This window comes from Rhodoferax sp. AJA081-3, from assembly GCF_017798165.1.
GTDB lineage: Bacteria > Pseudomonadota > Gammaproteobacteria > Burkholderiales > Burkholderiaceae_C > Allorhodoferax.
In genome coordinates this window covers 3,446,277-3,463,839 of record NZ_CP059068.1, presented here as the reverse complement: position 1 = coordinate 3,463,839, position 17,563 = coordinate 3,446,277, and the positions used below count along the sequence as shown (strand labels likewise).

General features: G+C 56.3%; 18 protein-coding genes. 1 reads left to right on the top strand and 17 read right to left on the bottom strand.

All coding sequences use genetic code 11. The annotated features are described in order from the left end of the window. Positions 1 to 75: 75 nt before the first annotated feature. The 16 genes from HZ993_RS16250 to HZ993_RS16175 all read right to left on the bottom strand — a co-directional run bounded on the left by HZ993_RS16250 (position 76) and on the right by HZ993_RS16175 (position 15,437). The gene (locus HZ993_RS16250; protein WP_209393787.1) at positions 76 to 1,548 is read right to left on the bottom strand and encodes an O-antigen ligase; all 1,473 of its coding nucleotides are present in this window, start codon (positions 1,546 to 1,548) and stop codon (positions 76 to 78) included. Positions 1,549 to 1,580: 32 nt separating this feature from the next. Further along, on the bottom strand, positions 1,581 to 2,525 hold the full coding sequence (gene epsG / locus HZ993_RS16245) for a chain length determinant protein tyrosine kinase EpsG (protein ID WP_209393786.1): 945 nt from the start codon (positions 2,523 to 2,525) through the stop codon (positions 1,581 to 1,583). Further along, a complete protein-coding gene (locus HZ993_RS16240) occupies positions 2,522 to 3,952 on the bottom strand; it encodes a GNVR domain-containing protein (RefSeq protein WP_209393785.1) in 1,431 nt (476 codons plus the stop codon). The genes epsG and HZ993_RS16240 overlap by 4 nt, the downstream gene beginning before the upstream one ends. A gap of 12 nt (positions 3,953 to 3,964) precedes the next feature. Then, positions 3,965 to 4,783, bottom strand: coding sequence for a polysaccharide export protein EpsE (epsE, locus tag HZ993_RS16235; protein ID WP_209393784.1), 819 nt, complete (start codon positions 4,781 to 4,783; stop codon positions 3,965 to 3,967). Further along, complete coding sequence (locus HZ993_RS16230) at positions 4,780 to 5,877, bottom strand: EpsD family peptidyl-prolyl cis-trans isomerase (protein WP_209393783.1); 1,098 nt, start codon at positions 5,875 to 5,877, stop codon at positions 4,780 to 4,782. Before HZ993_RS16230 ends, epsE begins: the two co-directional genes overlap by 4 nt. Before the next feature lie 26 nt (positions 5,878 to 5,903). Then, on the bottom strand, positions 5,904 to 7,061 hold the full coding sequence (locus HZ993_RS16225; protein ID WP_209393782.1) for an outer membrane beta-barrel protein: 1,158 nt from the start codon (positions 7,059 to 7,061) through the stop codon (positions 5,904 to 5,906). Next, the gene (locus tag HZ993_RS16220) at positions 7,058 to 7,588 is read right to left on the bottom strand and encodes a cyclic nucleotide-binding domain-containing protein (RefSeq protein ID WP_209393781.1); all 531 of its coding nucleotides are present in this window, start codon (positions 7,586 to 7,588) and stop codon (positions 7,058 to 7,060) included. Before HZ993_RS16220 ends, HZ993_RS16225 begins: the two co-directional genes overlap by 4 nt. A 52-nt stretch (positions 7,589 to 7,640) precedes the next feature. Further along, positions 7,641 to 9,059, bottom strand: coding sequence for an undecaprenyl-phosphate glucose phosphotransferase (locus HZ993_RS16215; protein WP_371816936.1), 1,419 nt, complete (start codon positions 9,057 to 9,059; stop codon positions 7,641 to 7,643). Continuing rightward, positions 9,052 to 9,861 carry an XrtB/PEP-CTERM-associated transcriptional regulator EpsA gene (gene epsA / locus HZ993_RS16210; RefSeq protein WP_209393780.1) on the bottom strand — a complete coding sequence of 270 codons (810 nt, stop codon included), beginning with the start codon at positions 9,859 to 9,861 and terminating at the stop codon, positions 9,052 to 9,054. Before epsA ends, HZ993_RS16215 begins: the two co-directional genes overlap by 8 nt. 124 nt (positions 9,862 to 9,985) lie before the next feature. After that, complete coding sequence (locus tag HZ993_RS16205) at positions 9,986 to 10,615, bottom strand: CCXG family PEP-CTERM protein (RefSeq protein ID WP_209393779.1); 630 nt, start codon at positions 10,613 to 10,615, stop codon at positions 9,986 to 9,988. 132 nt (positions 10,616 to 10,747) lie between these two features. Beyond that, positions 10,748 to 11,314 (bottom strand): PEP-CTERM sorting domain-containing protein, encoded by a 567-nt coding sequence (locus HZ993_RS16200; RefSeq protein WP_245213660.1) that lies wholly within the window; start codon positions 11,312 to 11,314, stop codon positions 10,748 to 10,750. 165 nt (positions 11,315 to 11,479) lie between these two features. Next, entirely contained in the window at positions 11,480 to 12,100 is a 621-nt protein-coding gene (locus tag HZ993_RS24605; protein ID WP_245213659.1) for a PEP-CTERM sorting domain-containing protein, read from the bottom strand. 102 nt (positions 12,101 to 12,202) lie between these two features. Further along, a complete protein-coding gene (gene epsI, locus HZ993_RS16190) occupies positions 12,203 to 12,895 on the bottom strand; it encodes an exosortase-associated protein EpsI, B-type (protein WP_209393778.1) in 693 nt (230 codons plus the stop codon). After that, positions 12,892 to 13,791, bottom strand: a complete 900-nt coding sequence (xrtB, locus tag HZ993_RS16185; protein WP_209393777.1) for an exosortase B — start codon at positions 13,789 to 13,791, stop codon at positions 12,892 to 12,894. The genes epsI and xrtB overlap by 4 nt, the downstream gene beginning before the upstream one ends. Before the next feature lie 39 nt (positions 13,792 to 13,830). Continuing rightward, on the bottom strand, positions 13,831 to 14,391 hold the full coding sequence (locus tag HZ993_RS16180) for a hypothetical protein (protein ID WP_209393776.1): 561 nt from the start codon (positions 14,389 to 14,391) through the stop codon (positions 13,831 to 13,833). Between the two features lie 35 nt (positions 14,392 to 14,426). Then, complete coding sequence (locus HZ993_RS16175; RefSeq protein ID WP_245213658.1) at positions 14,427 to 15,437, bottom strand: TIGR03790 family protein; 1,011 nt, start codon at positions 15,435 to 15,437, stop codon at positions 14,427 to 14,429. A 232-nt stretch (positions 15,438 to 15,669) separates the two neighbouring features. On the opposite strand from HZ993_RS16175, the gene HZ993_RS16170 reads away from it, so the two are divergent. Next, the gene (locus HZ993_RS16170; RefSeq protein WP_209393774.1) at positions 15,670 to 16,929 is read left to right on the top strand and encodes a putative Na+/H+ antiporter; all 1,260 of its coding nucleotides are present in this window, start codon (positions 15,670 to 15,672) and stop codon (positions 16,927 to 16,929) included. Between the two features lie 73 nt (positions 16,930 to 17,002). Here the strand turns inward: HZ993_RS16170 and ssb are convergent, their stop codons facing one another. Continuing rightward, complete coding sequence (gene ssb / locus HZ993_RS16165; protein ID WP_209393773.1) at positions 17,003 to 17,515, bottom strand: single-stranded DNA-binding protein; 513 nt, start codon at positions 17,513 to 17,515, stop codon at positions 17,003 to 17,005. Positions 17,516 to 17,563 lie beyond the last annotated feature (48 nt).

Below are 17,563 nucleotides of genomic sequence, written 5' to 3'. Positions count from 1 at the left end.
ATTACATTTCGCATTTCCAAACCAAACGATAGTGATGAAGGTCAATAATGACTAAAAAATTGAGCATTATCATGATCAACGAACATCAGTACCTATTCGCACATACGCCAAACATAAAGCCGTTACAGACCAAAGCATAAGAGGAACGTGAAATATGGGACTTACCGTAGCAATTATTACAAGAATACCGAGCATTACTGCGATTAGCGATTGACCTAATTTGTGCATAACTGAATCAATGGTATCTTGCCTCATTCTCTTAAAAACACCCCAAATTGAAAGACCAAACACAAGTAAGTACAAAGCCAACCCGACGAAACCAGCATTTAACCCTACAATAAGAAACGTGTTCACCAAGTCGATAATCCCTTGCCCTTGCCGCAAATCTTCCATTCGCAACAAATAATCGGTAGACCCAAAGAACGGATTATCGAGAATAATTTGAAAAGATGTTTCAAACAAATTCTGTCGATAAGTCACATTATCCGCATCGACAGATCCAACAAATGGGAGATAGTCAACAATTTTTTTTCCGAAGTCTGAAATTGCGACAACGAAAATCACAGGCACTACCAATATAGAATACTTTAAATACTTCTGTATCGGTTTTTCACCCAATGCAGTATAAATAAATAACATTACGACCAACCCAACCCAAGGTCCACGGGATAGCGGTGAAAATATTCCGGCTAACAGAAGCGCAATACCGCTGGAATATTGAGCTCTACTGGGGATAGCGTGCCGCAATGAAAGATAAAGGCCAATGGCAATGGCAACAACGAAGCCAAATACAATAGCTTGGCCACTCGTTGCGGACGCCCGCAAATACTCTCCTCTGGCAAGATAACCTGAATCCCATACTGCACCCAGAGCTTGTCCAACCGTCTTATATAGTATCCAGTTGCGAGTAAATTCAAAAACTCCAACGAGTGAGGCCAACATCGCAGCAACCACGAAACTCATCAACACATCGCGGAAACCTTTTAAATCTTTGATTGATCGGCTGATAGCATAGTAGGGAATTACAACATCCATAACCCAATTCAACCCTGCTCGTACTACATTTGTTGCAACGTCATACTGCGCCTGCAGAGCCAGATTAAGCAAAATATATGTCGCTAAAACTATATCGGCGCTATGCGCTTTGTTTCTTTGCGAAACAGCGATCCTCCTAGCGCCTAGACAGACGGGCAATAACAAAATCATCGTCAGCACTCGCACATAGTCGACAACTAAGAAATACCTAATGCCTGCAAAACCTGGTATCTCTTCTTTGACTTGAGGGAGAGCGAGGACTAGAAAGAAGAACAGAGCAATCTTGTTGGTGTCTTTCTTTGCAGCGTTGTAAATCACAATACTTACTATTGCGACGAATACCCAGAAGTTTTGGGACAAGAACCCGGCCAATGTGATGTAGAGCCAGGCGTTGCGTCTGCGCACAAAATCATCTGGCGTGATTGCAACCGCGGTTGCAGGTGTTTTCGCGAAGTAGAAAACAACTGTTGCAAGCGCCAAGATAACAATTAGCGCCCTTATGTACTCAGGCATGCTTTCCTCCTACCGAGGGACCTGATTTACCTTCAAGTTGCAACATCAATCAACGGCGGCGCATTCAACACAGACCCCACCACATTGATGTTGGAGCGTTTCAGGTCCGTAATCATATTTTTGAACGCGGTGGTTTTGGTCTCATTTGCGCGGGCTACGGCCAACGCAGTACCCGCCTTGCTAGCAACCATCAGGGCATCTGCACCACTGCTCAGTGATGAGGTGTCGATCACCACGATGTCGTAGGTCTTGCCAGCCCATTCAAACAGCTCAGTCATATTGGGGCGATTCAGCAGTTCCTGCGGGTTGGGCGGTATGGGGCCGGCCGGCAATACGTCCAGATTGTTGATGTAGTGGATGTGGTGGATAGTGCTGGCGACATCGGCCCGGCTGGCCAAAAGGCTGGAGAAGCCTATCTGATTGTTGAGCTGGAACAGGCTGTGTTGGCGCGGCGCGCGCATGTCAGCGTCTATCAACAAGGTGCGCTCACCCATTTGGGCAAACACAATCGCCAAATTGGCGGCCAAATAACTACCCCCCTCTGCGCGGCCTGCGCCCACAATGGCGAGCATGGCATGGCCCTTGTGCTGTTCAAACCAGCGCAACATGAGCTGTGAACGTATGGTCCGCAGCTGGTCCACTTCGTGGCTAAAGGGCTGGTAAGCCGCTACCAGCTCGGGGTCTGTATGTTGACCACTGGTGCGGGGCAGGTAGCTGTATTCGTATTGGTGCGACAGCGCGTAATCGATGTCGCCTGCGCTGATCAGGCCCAACTCTACAGCAGCTTCGCCAAAACGGATTTTCTTCTCGCGCTGCAGTTCGATGATGCGCAGGGCATCTTCAGGGGTGAGAACCTTAGCATCCAGCAGGATCTGCCCCAGCGAACGCTTGGAGCCTGTCTTGGGGCCAATACCGTCGAGCTCAATGTCCACATCGGTAGGGAACAGCGACGAGGAGTTGAATTGTGGATCGCTCATTGCAGCCCCGCCAAGCGGCTGGCCGCATACACCGTTTTGCGCTGTTTGCGCCGGGTGAAAAACTTGACTAACAGTGCCATGCGCTGACCCCATGAGTAATTGGCGTCACGCCGTTCTATAGTGCCCAGCACGGGCACATCGTCCACCATGATGTCGCTCAACACGCGCACCTTGGGGTTCAAAAATTCAATCGCCAATGCAGCGGCGAACGCAGCGGCCAGTGCGCCGATCAATGTCATGGCCAAATACTTGGGGCGGTTGGGTTTGGACGGCGTGTTGGGCTCAATGGCCGGGCTCAACACCGATACATTGGCTTGGTCAGACTGTTTTTCTAGGTTGAGTTGGTTGGTGCGTTTGAGCACAGAGTCATACATGGCCTTGGCGGCCTCTACGTCTTGTGCCAACACCGAAATTTGATCACGCTCCTGGCGCAAGGCTAGGACGCGCGCCTTTTGCGCGGCAACCATTCCGCGCAACTCGGCCTCACGCATGCTGGCAGCACTGCGCGCAACCGATGTACCACCGGTGACGCGGCGCATCTCCTGGCTTAACTGTTCTTTCAGCTCTGTTATCTGGCTTTCGAGCTGCACACGCATGGGGTGGTTGGGGCCAAGGCTGATCCGCATTTCACTCAGTTTGGCCTCAGCTTGGCTCAGTTGGCCTTTAATGCCAGCCACCGAGTTGCTGGCCAAAATGTCGGGCGACAACTCCCCACCTGCGTTTCTCTCTCGGCTGCCAATAGCCAGGTTTTCACCCTGAACGGCCACCAGTTGGGCGGTAAGTGCATCCAGACGCTGGGTTTCCTGGTCGGTGCGCTGGTCGATACCGATGATGCCCTTTTCATTCTGGTAAGCCGACAATTTGGCCTGCGCAGTCTCAACATTGGCGCGGAGGCTTTTTAGTCGCTCATCGAACCAATCAGCATACTGACGCACGGGTTCCACGCGCAGGTCTACGGTCAGGTCCAGATAGGCTTGTGCAAAGGTGTTCACTGCGGCAGTGGCAAACTTTGCGTCAGTACCCTCGAAGCTCAGGCGTATCACATTGCTGGCACGCAGGGGTTCGGCCAGCAGCCCTTTGCGCAACAGGTTGGCGTAATAGTTTTCCAATGGCACTTTTTCTTGGGTAGCGGCCTTCCACTGCTCAATCAAGGCCGGTGTCTCAGCCACACGTAACCGCTTGACCACACCGATGGCAACACGCTCACTCTGAATGATGGCAACTTGTGTAGCAAGGTAATTGGTACCGCCGGTGACAGCACCTGCGATGGGGTCGGCCCTGCTATCCACCAACAAATCGGTAGTGGCCACGTAGGTCTTGGGCGTGAGCAAGGTTGCGACAACTCCGCCTACGGCCACCAACACAAAAACGATAACCGCTACATAGCGGTGCGCGAACAATATGAGTAAAAGCTGCTTGGGTGTCATGCGGACAATTCTTTAAAACAGGCTTTCGCGCACAAAAATCACATCGTCGGGTTGCACCAGATCGGTGAGTTCCGGGCGCGACTCTTTGACGCTTCCGTCAGGCGAGCGGCGGTTCAGGCGCAGGTTCCGCTCTGTTCCACGCTGGGTGGGCCCACCTGCGGTAACCAGCGCCTGCATGACCGTCATGTTGCGCTCCAGGCGGTAGGGGCCAGGCTTGCCCGCCTCACCATACACATAGAACGAAGGGGCGCGATGCACGTAGATGGTGTCGCCAGGGGACAGCACCACGTCGTTGGCGAGTTTGTCGTCCAAGTAGGTTGCAGCCACATCAATCTCTTGGCGCACGGGCTTGCCGTCGCGTTTGCCCGCCAGAATCACGGTGTCTGAACCACCTTGCGCAATGCCACCTGCCGCTGCCAGTATGCTGGAGAGATTGGTATTGATATTGTCCAAGGGGTAGAGGCCCGGGCGCCCAACCGCACCCAATACGGTGACGGTTTTGCGGCGTATTTGCAATTGCGCAATGGTGACCTGCGGTTGCTGTATGAAGCCACCGGCCTTCAGCGCTTTTGCAATGACAGCTTCCGCTTCAGGAATGGTAAGGCCCGCCACTTTGGTTGCTCCAATCAGCGGGTAACTGATGAAACCTGTCTCCAGAATACGGGTTTCCTGTGAAAGATCGGGGCTTTGGTAAACCTGCACACGGATGACGTCGCCCGCGCCAAGTCTGTCTTCGTACAGACGGTCCTGTGCGAGTGCAGCAATCGAAGTGAATGCAGTGAACAGCGCGGCCAATGCCAGGCCGGTCACACGTTGGAATAGCTTTTTCATTTCAGTCCCTTGATGCCTTTTTCGAGGTTGATGCTCTCAGGTGCAGAAGCCGGCGATTTGGTGGCGCTGGCTCGGGCTTCTGCACGGGCCTTGGAGCGCGCCTCGGCCTCTGCTTGTGCTTTCGCCTGGTCATCGGCCTTTTGTTTGGCTACGGATTCCGCCACCGCTTTGGCCTGTGCTTCGGCTGCTGCCTTGGCTTCTGCCACCGCTTTGGCTTTGGCCTCGGCCTCGGCTTTGAATGCGGCTTCACCACCGGCAAACTCACCCAGGTATTCAACCTTGGCTTTGGCCTTCATAGCTTCTTTTTCACGCTTGATGGCTTCGGCGCCACGCTGGTTGGCCAAAAACACCTTGATGCGGGGTATTGCTTGTGCTTCGGTAATGGGCAGGGTTTTGGATGCTGCTACGCGCTCAATAAAGTGCGCATCGTTGCCTTCAATCAAGCCAATCTGGCCGTCTTTGAACTGGTGCAATGCAGGCAAGACTTCCAGTGGAATCTGCTCGGCAGGCCGGGTGCCCGCATTGGGCTTAAAGCCGATACCCTTTTGGGTCAACCATTGCGCCACATCTTCCATACTCTTGGCTGATGCGACCATGCTGCGCACTTCCGCCAGGTTGGGCGTCGCCTTGTCGATGGCGATCTCTTGCAGGTTGAACACGCGGCGTTGGCTGAAGAGTTCTGGGTGCGCATCAAAATAGGCCTTGGCTTCTTCGTCGGTTGGCTTGGGCAAGGCGTTGCGAATTTGCTCCAAGGCTGCACGGGCAATGATTTCACGCTTGGCGTTTTCGATAGCGGTAACGACTTCGGGACTGCGGTCCAGCTTGCTGCTGATCGCCAGGTTAATGGCCAACTGTTGCTCCACCAATCCGTCTAGGATTTCCCGCTTGACTTTGGGCAGTGTGTCGGGTGTGACGCCATTGACCTTGGACAGCACCGTGTTGATTTGGTGAACCGATATTTCCTGGCCGTCAACAATGGCCACGGCCTGGGTCGCCACGTTGTCCTTTTTGCTGCACCCCATGACCAGCATTGGAACCAACGCGACCAGCACTGTGGCGCGGACAATTTTGGAGGGGATGTGCAAATTTTGCATGGTGTACTTTTCTGTATGCATGTGGGTCAGTAAATAAATTGCGCACCAAGTGTTACCACCTGTGCCGTGTAGTCTTGGTCAACGACGTTGGAAGTTCGACTGGCATTGGAAAATGCACCCCGCAATATGAAATATTTGCGCGGCTGCCAATTGATATCCCAAATGCTCTCCTGCGTGCGATCCTGGCGACTGCTTGCTGTGCCGTGGGGACTACCCAGGCCATCGCGTACCGAGCGTTTGTAGGTCCAACCGATGGACACGGTGGGACGCATTTGCCACTTAGGGGCTATGCTGAACGTGTCGATTCTGGCGTGGGTAGACTCCAGCGTTTGAAAACTGGTGATGTCACGCAACCAGCTGGCATTGATACTGGTTTTGGGTGTGGCGCGCCAGGTCGCTTCCACACCGCCTGTGATACCGCTGAAGTCAAACTTGGAGTCAATGGAAAACCGTTGCTCGATGTATGCGACACGACCCTTCAGTGTTGTGTCTGCCGTGGGGGCATAGAGTGCCACAAAGGCATGACCAATAGAACTGTAGTCGCTGGTACTGGTGCCCTTGTCGTTACGCAGCGCATAGTTCAACGAGTTACCAACACTGGGCGCATAACTGACGCCTGCCGTATACGACTGGTAGTTGACGTCCGTGATGCCCAGCAGTGCCCGTTCGTTTGTGGAGTTGCCCTTGGAATAGTCGGCAAACAACTGCCAGGGCCCGCCCAGAAGGTAACCCGCATTGAGGTTGTCGATTCGGGTGACGTTGGTGTTGCGCAAGCCAGGGTCCAAACTGTCTGCTGCGGAGTTAAGTGTTTCCGTGCGCTTGCTGCTGAGGGCACCCACCAAAGTTGGCGTCAAGCTCCAGCGCCACACCGCGTTGTAGTTGTGTGCCGCGTAGTCGAACTGCGTAAACGTCTGGTGTTTGTTATTGGCCAGATTCGCCTCCAGCTCCAAACGTTGCTGTCCGTAGGGCAGCGCCACGATCACGTCTACGGCTTGGGTATTGACCTGATCCGACACTGCCTTGGCATCTATCGCCCGCTGATAGTTGCTGTCCTGAATCTGCGTCATCGTGGCACGCAGTTTCAGTTTTTCAGTGCTGGTCTCCTGTGCATGGGCACAACCCACCGCCGCGCCACAGGTCAGCAGCGCAACAAGGGATTGGCTTCGACTTGCAGAGCGGGTCATATACACGCGCTAGCGCCGCAGCCGAGGGAATCGCCAACATGCAGGGCATTGCGCAATCGAGCCGCAGACAGGTCCAGCAGCATCAGCAGAAACTTGTTACCCAGGCGGGGGTGGTCTGCCAGCATGTCGTTGAGTTTTTGGCGGGTTAACACCGCAAAGTCGCTGGGCTCGTTGGTGACGCAACTGGCAAAACGCTCCAGACCATCCACCATGGACATTTCTCCAAACAGCTCGCCGGGCTTGATCAGACCAACAATGACTTCCTCGGCGTCTTGCAGTTTGACGATCTGGGCTTCACCAGTCACCAGAATGGCCAAAAAATCACCTTCGTCTCCCTCATGGATAACGGTGGACTTGCGGGGTACGCCAAAACAGTCCATGTACTCAGCCAGCAGGGTCAACTCCTGGCTGCTGAAATGGTGCATGACAGGTTGCTTTTTGAGCACGTCAATGAACTCGTCCACGAAATCACGCGCCGTACCAAGCGGCTGGATATCTGGCTGCAGATCTGCAAAATTCGAACCCATGTGTGCTAGCTCCAAACCAATAAAAATTTCAACGCGCGCTGCAGTCGATTCATCAATAAGCCTTTTGGTCGCCCATCACAACCCGAACGGTCTTGTAGATGATCAACAAATCCAGTCGCAGTGACCAGTTCCGCAGGTAGTCCAGGTCGTAGTCGATGCGGCCTTGCATTTTGTCGAGGGTCTCTGTCTCGCCCCGATATCCGTTAACCTGCGCCCAGCCTGTAATACCGGGCTTAACTTTGTGGCGGACCATGTAGCCCTTGATAAGCTTGCGGTACATCTCGTTATGGGCAATAGCATGGGGGCGCGGACCCACAATGCTCATACGTCCCTGCAATACATTGATGAACTGCGGCAGCTCGTCCAGAGAAGTTTTTCGTAAGAAGGCGCCCAGTGGCGTGATACGCGTGTCGCCCTTTTGGGCCTGGGTCACCACTGGCCCGTCTTCTGTGACCGTCATGGAACGAAACTTGTAGACCAGAATTTCTTCCCCGTCCAAACCGTAACGGCGCTGGCGAAAAATGATGGGGCCAGGCGAACTCATTTTGACGGCTACCGCAACCGCCAACAAAATGGGAGAGACCAGCAGCAGAATGAGAAGGGACAAAACAATGTCGCTAACCCGTTTGATAGTGCCATTGGCCCCACGGAACGGCGTCTCACACACAGATATAACGGGCATGCCACACACCGAGCCTGTGCGACCTTGGATCAAATCTGTGATGAACATGTCAGGCACAAAGAAGATGGATGCAGTGGTGTCCTTGAGCTCATCGAGCACCTGCAAAATGCGTGGCTGCGAAGCCATGGGCAGCGACAAATAGATCAGCTTGATGCCGTTGTCGCGCACGTATTTCGGCACGTCAGGCAAGCCACCCAAGATGCGAAAGTCGTCGGTTGCATCCAATCGCGACGGTTCGCGGTCATCGAAAAAACCTGCAAACTCGATACGTGAATACGGCGTGACACCCACGCGGCGTGCCAGTGCCACGCCTTGGTCATTCATACCCACAATGATTGCGCGCTGGGCCGGGCCCTGCAGTTGCACCAGGTACGGCGCCAACCCTCGCAATGCCAACTGCGCCGCTATCTGCACGAAGGGAGCGGCAACCAGCCATACCACCATGGCCTGGCGATCAAACTCCCGGTGGTAACCGGTTGCAAAGCCTACAAATACCAACAACGCGCCGGTCCACACCCAGTTGGTAAAGATGTCGGCAACCATGTGCCAGCCGGGCGCGTTTAGTCGGGGCGTGCCAGGAAATGCCAGCGAAAAAACGATGACTGACAGGATGAGGTAAGCACCTGAGAGATCACCTTCAAAATACACCGCAACCGCCCATAGCGCGAAGACCAGCACCATGGGCTCCAGACCAGCTTCAACACCACTCAGCAGATTGTCCTTGCCCAAAGGGCCCGGATTGTTGCGCGCGGCCAGTGTGGCGGCATTGTCATTGCGCACGTCAGGCATCCTGCTTGGAGTTGCTAAAAGCCGATACGGCCTGCGCGCGGTTGAGCACATCGAGTTTTTTAAAGATGCGCTGCATGTGGTTTTTGACGGTGAAGGTACTCACGTCCAGAATGCTGCCGATTTCACCATTGGTTTTGTTCATGGCAACCCACTTCATGATTCCGGCCTCGCGCTCGCTGAGCACGGTCACCTCATTGTCTGATCCGGCGTCGACCACCTGCACCGGTGCGACGCTTTTTGCTGCATATTGGTTGGGCAATAGCTCAACCTGACGCAAGGCATTGTCTATATAGGGCAGCATGAATTTGAGCGCAAGCCGCTCGTTGCGGTGGCGCTGCGTTTGTGCGCTGAATAGTACGTACAAGCAGTCGTGGCGGCCGCGTTGGTCATTGATGCCATGGATCAAAGAGGAACGCATGGTGCGCATGGCGTCGCCAATGGGGCCTGGTGTAGCATCGTTGTTCCAGGTAAAACCGCGTTCGCAAACCTTCAGCGTGAAGGGCCTGCGGTCTTGTGCAATCCAGCGGTCAAACAGCCCCGTCAACAGCGGTGTCAACGCTTCGGACATGGCGTTCTCCGAACGCACCCCTGGCATGGAAGACACGATGTCGTAATGCACCAGGCCCAAATGGAAATCACCCCAGGCCGCCACCAAAATATCATGGGGCAAATAGTGCTGCACATCACCTTGCAGCCAGTGCATGAGGTCGATATGGCGGCGCACACCAAAAACCTGAGAAATGAGCGCGTAGTAACGCGCCAGATCTTCCTTTTTTGGAATACTCGAAACCTGTGTTGCCATTGCTTGAACCCTGTGACAGCAAATAAACTGACGCTAACGCAAATCCGTGTCGATTTTATTGATGCAGCTATCAACGAAAATAGCTTGCCCGCGGCAAGCTATTTTCAAGGAACAGTAAGAACGATTAGGCAGCTTTATTCTTGCGGCGGCGCGCAATTGTAGCCATCAAGCCCAGGCCCGCAAGCATCAGTGCATAGGATTCAGGCTCGGGAACAGCAGATACCAAACCATCCTGGTTGCTGAACGATACGAACGCATTGCTACCAGCCGCTTTGAATTGTGCCTGCTGTGCACCGGAGCAGCACCACTCCAGGCCATAAATCGTCAACGTGTAATTGCCAACCGCCAGCACGCTCGAGAAGCTCAGGTATTGCGAAGGATTGGAATAGCTGCCTGCCCACCACATGTCGGTGGTCTTGTATGTCTGCGAAACACCATTCAGGAACATGGCGCCGCCCAAACCAAAGTCAACGCCCGAACGGAACTCCCACAGGCCCGCAGTGCTGACTCCGAAGGTTACCGTAGCCTTGTAAGCATCGTTGCCAGCCGACGACAAGCCAGGGTTGACGCTGTCGTAGCTTGCGATGGTCGTCACAGGGGACAGTGCAACCGCCGAGTCCACTGCAGCTTGGTAGTCGCTACCACTTGCAAAGGTAGGACTACCGGTGAAGTTACCGGTTTGGTAATGGATTTCGCTAGCCTGCGCGCCAAAAGCAAGCAGCGCGAGTGACAGCGTAGAAAGAATTTTTTTCATGGTTTACTCTTTGATCAAGTGAAGCCAGGTGATATACAAACGCCTGCACGGCCACAGCAAGCTTCCCTAGTCCAATTAGACATTTCCCGGCCCCACAAAACAATAGTCCATTCGGACTAACGCCTATCCCACCTACACCGCTCTGCTTTTACGGCGGCGTGCAATGGCGCCCATCAACCCCAGGCCCGCCAGCATCATGGCGTAGGACTCGGGCTCAGGAACGGCGGTCGTGGTGAAGGTTCCGTGAATCTCCTGGCCACCCGTACCCGAACCGGGATTGCCATTGCTGAACGCGTAGGAATGCAGTGAGTAGTCTTGCGGGGAGTTGCCCCACAGATTCCAGCGATTGCCGCTGGTGGTGGTAAACAAAACGCCAGGGTAGCTCAGCTGTGGGGCAAACGAAGGGAACAGGTTGTTGTCGAAGATGTACCCGAACTGGGTGACGGGGTTGGGACTGTTCGGATTGGCCACCAGGGAGGTAATAACACCACCTCCACTTCCAGTCACAGTACCGCTGATGCCCACAATGTTGTAGCCATTCAGTGCGTTGAGGACGTCCTCGGTGACCAAGATACCGCTCACCTGGTAGCTGTTGTTATTCGCCATGAAATCGAAGGAGTAGCTGGCGGCAGTGGCAGCGGTAGACGCAACCAGCGCACCCGATACCAGCAAAAAAGTCCGAAAGGTCTTGAGTTTCATGGTGAATTCCCCTTGAAGTTGAATCGTTGACAGGCCATTCCAGTATGGTCCGATGGGTTGCATTCGCAATAGTCCATTCGGACTAATAACCCCGATTCGGGTAACTTTTTGGACATAAAAAAAGCTTGCCGAAGCAAGCTTTTGTGAGAGGCTACGAGATGCGAATCAGGCAGACTTGCTCTTGCGACGGCGGGCAATGGTTCCCATCAGTGCCAAGCCGGCCAACATCATGGCGTAGGACTCTGGCTCGGGTACTGCTGTAGTGACAGACACATTGTCCAAAGAACCACCAAGACTGTCAGAACCGCCTGTAGCGGAGAAAGTCAGATTTGTCGCGCCATTCAGAAACACCAGTCCGGTGTACTGCTGCCACACATTGCCAGAAGGTGCGCCTGCGACATTGGCCAGCACTTGACCGGACAGATTTCCGAACGTGAAGCTCAGCCCGTTAGAGCCAGCAGCCACACCTTGGCGAGCCGAATACCAGAAGCTCAACTCGTACCAACCATTGCCAGTTACTGTCTGGAACATGCCGCTGTTGCCAGTGGTGTCCAACTCAACGTAGTTGGAGCCTTGTTGTGCATTGCCAGCAATCGAGTCACGCACTTCGATGTTGGGGGTACCGGTCCAGCCATTGATGCTGGTGTAAATGCCCCAAGAACCGGCATTTTGTGTGTTGTTGCCGCTCACTTGTTCAAAGCTGCCGTTCACAACGATGTTTTGGGCTTGTGCGGCAAAAGAACACGCCGCAATGGCTGCACACGCCACGATATTTTTGATAGACATTTTCAATCCCTGAGAGAAGGTGACAACCCTGGCAGGGTTAAAACTACCTGCCTTGGCTGTATTGTCGCGGCCATGCTGCGCTGCCGCAATAGTCCATTTGGACTAACGGGCGGTCATCAGGTTGCCAAACACCCGGTCACGCGCACTTTCCGAGAAGGCGCCGGCCATGTCAGCCAAAAATTGCGCCTGCACCCGGTGTCCGCGGTCCATATCGTTATCGATGCTGGACACGCGCACCAACAGGCCGTCGGGTATCAGACCCTTGAGGCCCAGCCGGAATTGGGTGAGCTTTTGGTCGGTCCTGGACAATGTTACGCGGTCGCCCACCACCAGCCAGTAGGTGATGGGTTCATGGCGCTGGCCCAGCCTGGACATCAACAACCGCGTACTGACGGTGCGGCCGGCCAGGTCGAGCTGGCTGGTGCTGTTGGCCGTGATCTGAAATCCCTGGGCCGGGTAACACACCTCGGGCAAATGGGCCCGTGTGGCATCGGACTGGTCGCCACCATAGGCCACCGACAGCATGATGCGGTCCCCTGCAGCGTTGATGTAGGTGCGCGTCAGCGTCTGGTTGTAGATGCTGTCCAGAATGGCCTGGGTTTGCGGCGAGGGCAAGACCATGGCGGCACGCACATCGACCCGCCAGCCTGCAAATTCCTGGGGGAAAATTTTCTCCAGATCGGGTTTGCCCAAGACGTCGCTGAGGTGGGTGGAGGGCGTCGCCCAATGTGCCAATGCCGCGGTGGCGACCATGGCCACACTGACGAGCATGGCGCGGATACGGGTGGTGCTCATGCTTGTGCTCCTGCACGTGCAGGCTCTTTGAAAAACCATCCCAACAGGTAGTCCGTGAAGAGTACGAGCACCAGCCCCACCAGGAACAGCACCATGCCAGCAAAGCCGTGCACAAAACCCTGACCCGCTGCGTCACCAAAATGGTAAGTCACCAGCACCAGAATAATCACCCGCACCACGTTGGCGAAAAAGGCGATGGGTATGACCAGAATGCTGAGCGTCACATTGCGCGCGACCGAGGTGTATTGCATCAGGTTCATGTACAGCAAACCTAACGCCTCCAGGGTGAACATGGAGTTCAGCCCCGCGCAGGCGTCGGCCACCAGCAACTGGTATTGGCCCACATTCAAAATGACACCGGCCCGGCTCACCGGGTAACCCAACGCGTACAACAGGTTGGCCGATACCGTGGAGACTGCGGATTTGAGCGGTGCGGTCACGCTGGCCACCAACACCTCGGGCAGGGGTGTCATGAAGGCCAGAAAAAACAAGGGAAACCAGATCAGACGCAAGGCCCGCTTGCCCAAAAAACCCAGGGTCAGCGCACAGAGCAACACGATCTGCGACCCAACCTCAATCCCCAGAAAAGACTGCGAACGGCCCAACACGTACAACACCAGCCCCACAACCAGCAGTGGCAGCCCCAGGCCCCAGGCAGGCTGGGCCGGTAACGCGGCCAGGGCATGGCGGTGGTTGTACAGCAGCCACAGGCTGACCGCCAGGATGATGGGGCCGTGACCCTGCTCGTCGGTCGTCCAGACGGTGCGCGCCACATCCAGATAACTGGGTACGTACAGAATGAAAAAGCCCACCAGGAGCAGGCTCAACACAATGCGATCAATGCCGGGCGGAAAAACGGCGTCCCGACCAGCGGTGGTCTGTGGTGGTTGCGACATGGATTTTTTGTGACAGCAAGTAATTTATTGCGCAGATTATCAGGGCTTCACAATAGGCGCACGCAATCGCCCCCACGCCGCGATAGCAATGATAGCTATGCCGCCGAGCTCCAGAACCACGTTTAGCCGTATGTTTTCAATGCTGAAACCCAGCAGCGCATCCACGTGGTGGAAGGACGTGGCCCGCACCAGCACAAAGATGCCCAGCACCACCAAACCGGATGCGGCCCTGCGGGCGTAAACGTCCAAACCCTTGAGCCTTTGCAGCAGCCACGACCGCGCCACCAAACCTGCGCACAACAAGGTGCCAATGAAGAGGGCCTGCACCAGGCGCCGGTGTGCATACCAGCCATATTGCAGGGCCAGATCACGCCCCAGCTGGGTAAACCAGGTCTGCAGGTCTAACTGTTTATTCAGCCCCAACGCGCCCATGGTAAGTGCCATGGCCCACCAGAACTGCCGCGCCGGACCGGCTGACGTTTTGCGTTGGCACAGGTAACACAGCAGCATGGCACTGGCGTAGGCGGCCACCGTCATCCAGCCCGTGGCATGGGGGTCACCAATGCCGGCATGCCAGCGGCCATCGTGGGAAGTAGTCATGGCAACGGACTCTAGCGGGAAAAATGGTTTACGCGTTACCGCGCAAAGGGCGCGGCCAGCGGCTCGCCAATCAAGACGCCCTGTGCCGGCCAGGCCACACTGCCCCAGTAGGCCTCCAGCGCAGTGCCCCCTTGCAGGTAGCGGGCCAGCAGCACCTGCGGGTGGGGAAATTTCTGCACATGGTTGCAGGGCTCGCTAACCGTGCCATAACTGGCAGTGGCACCGGCGTCCAGCCAGTCCATGGCACTCATCTGTTCGCCGCTGCCACGCAGCACACCGCCAAACGAGGTCAGGTGGTCAGCCAAGGCGCCCGGCAGCCAGGGAATGGTGTCGGGCGCCTCTACACGCAGCGTGCCGATCTGGTACAGAAACACACGCCGCAGGGGCGCACTGTCGGCCATGTCGCGCCGCACGGTCTGAAAGCCCAGGCTCGGCACGGCGCGGGCCGGTGGGTACAGGCGTGTACGCACATTGCGGGCCGCGTCGTTGGTTTGCACAAACACGGCGTCCGCTATGGGGACGCCGTGTTTGCCGAGTTGTTGGTCCGATGCGATGCCGCGGTCGATTAGCGCCTTGGCCTGCTGCACGCTGCCAGACGCCAGCAGCATGGAGGGCCGTACACCCAGCTCTGACCAGGGGCGCGGGCTCTTGTTGTTGAACAATGGCGAGGGCGCACTGGGCGCACAGGTATTGCCGCACACACCGGCTTGGAAACCCAAGGTCAACGCCGACGTGATGGCATTGCACTCCACGGCATACGGCTCCACCCATGCCAGGGCGAGCGCCTGTACCTGTGGCCCCATGTGCTCACGCACCTGCTGCGCCAACACCTCAAACTCGGCAACATTGAGGCTGGCCTTGTTGGGCAGCGCCAGCCGAAGGACCTGCTCGGCCGGAATGCCGCGCCGCTGCGCGTAGTAGTCACCCACCGCCACCGAATAGGGGTCGGCCGTATTGATGACCAGGCCCAGAGACTTGGCCGTGATACGCGCGGGTGCCGTTTGTGCATGGCCACTGCCCATGGCACCGGCCAGAAGCAGCGCCATGATCACTATCATATTTATAGCAATAGGTCTATATTTCACGGGGGCTAAGGCCTGTTTTTATTATAAAGCACTGGGGAGACGGCTTAGCGTTCACAACAACATGTGTTCCCGGTGAGCTTACCCCAAGCCGCCTGCTCGGCTAGACTCGCCATGGGTGCAACGTGGGATCCACACGCTGCAGGTTCATGCGAAGGTCGGGCCGCCTCGCGGTTTTTTCACGCCTGAGGACCTGATGCCACACCTATCCATAGAAGTTATTGCGGCGGTACTGTTTGCCGTTGCCCTGCTCCACACCTTTGCGGCCAAACTGTTCGAGCGGCTGTCGCACCGCTACCCGGGGCATGCAGGCTTGTTCCATTTACTGGGAGAAGTAGAAGTCGTGTTCGGCTTCTGGGCCATCGTGCTGGTGTTGGTGATGGCCCTGGTCAGTGGAGGTGACAAGGCGCTGGCCTATGCCGAATCCCGGCAGTACACCGAACCGCTGTTTGTGTTTGTGGTGATGGTGATTGCAGCCTCTAAACCCATCCTGCAGGTGGTGGCTGCCGCGGTGAACGGCGCCGCCAGACTGGTGCCGATTCGCACGTCACTGGCCACCGCTTGGCTGGGCTTGGCGGCCGTGCCCCTGATTGGCTCCGCCATTACCGAACCCGCGGCCATGACCATTGCGGCGCTGATGCTGGCACCCCAGGTGTTCCGTCCCGATGTACCCGAACGTGTCAAAGGGCTGGCACTGGGTGTGTTGTTCGTAAACGTCTCCATCGGCGGAACACTGACCTCGTTTGCAGCCCCCCCGGTGCTCATGGTGGCGGCCACCTGGAACTGGGACTCGGCTTTTATGTTGGCCACTTTTGGCTGGAAGGCCGCCATCGCCGTGGTGGTGAACGCAACCATCGCAGTGTATTTTTTGCGCAAGCATTTGGGCCAGCAGAGCCTGCCTCCGCAGCCGACCGTTGCTGACGCGGTGCCCACGATCCTGGTGCTTGTCCACCTGGGCTTTCTGGCGGCCGTGGTAGCGCTGGCCCACCATCCGGTGGCGTTTCTGGGTCTGTTCCTGATGTTTATGGGCGTCACCCAAGCCTATGAACGCTTTCAGAACCCGCCCATCATCAAAGAAGCGCTGCTGGTGGCCTTTTTCCTGGCGGGTTTGGTGGTGCTGGGTGGCATGCAACAGTGGTGGCTGCAACCCATCGTGTCTGGCATGTCGCCCCAGGTTCTCTTTCTGGGGGCCACCGTGTTGACGGGTTTTACCGACAACGCGGCGCTTACCTATTTAGGCTCACTCATCGTTGGCATTTCCGAGGAGGCCAAATACAGCCTGGTGGCCGGCGCCGTGGCGGGTGGTGGGCTGACCGTGATTGCCAATGCGCCCAACCCTGCCGGTGTGGCACTGCTCAAACGGGGCTTTGCCGATGAGTCCATAGGCGCCAGTGAACTGCTGCTGGGTGCTTTGCTGCCCACCCTGGTCGCGATGGCTGCGTTTGCCATGCTGTAAACCCACGCCCATAAAAAAAGCCCACAGCTTAAACACTGTGGGCGTTTTATGTGACGCGCTGCGGGGGTCCGACTCAGAACGGGATGTCGTCGTCCATGTCATCAAAACCACTGGCCGGCCGGGGCGGCGGAGCCTGGCGAGGCGCAGGTGCTGCGGCCGCGCGGGGTGGCGGAGCGCTGGGCGCCATACGGCGGGGTGCGGGGGCGCCGCCACCGCCTTCGTCACCATCGCCACCGGGGCCGCCCATGCCTTCACGACCGCCCAGAAGTTGCAGTTCGGTGGCGATGATGTCGACCGTGTTCTTTTCGACACCGGACTGGTCGGTGTATTTGCCGTATTTGAGGCGGCCTTCCACGTAAATGGGGCGGCCTTTGCGCACGTATTCACCGGCGATCTCGGCCAGGCGGTCATAAAAGGTGACGCGGTGCCACTCGGTGGACTCAATGCTTTCGCCGGTGTTCTTGTCTTTGCGGCGGGTGCTGGTGGCCACGCTGACGTTGGCCACGGCCTGGCCCGACGGCAGGTAACGGATTTCGGGGTCGCGGCCGCAATTGCCGACCAGAATGACTTTGTTTACGGATGCCATGGTGTTCCTAAAGGGGTTGGGGCCTAAGGCGGGAGTTTATCCGGCCTT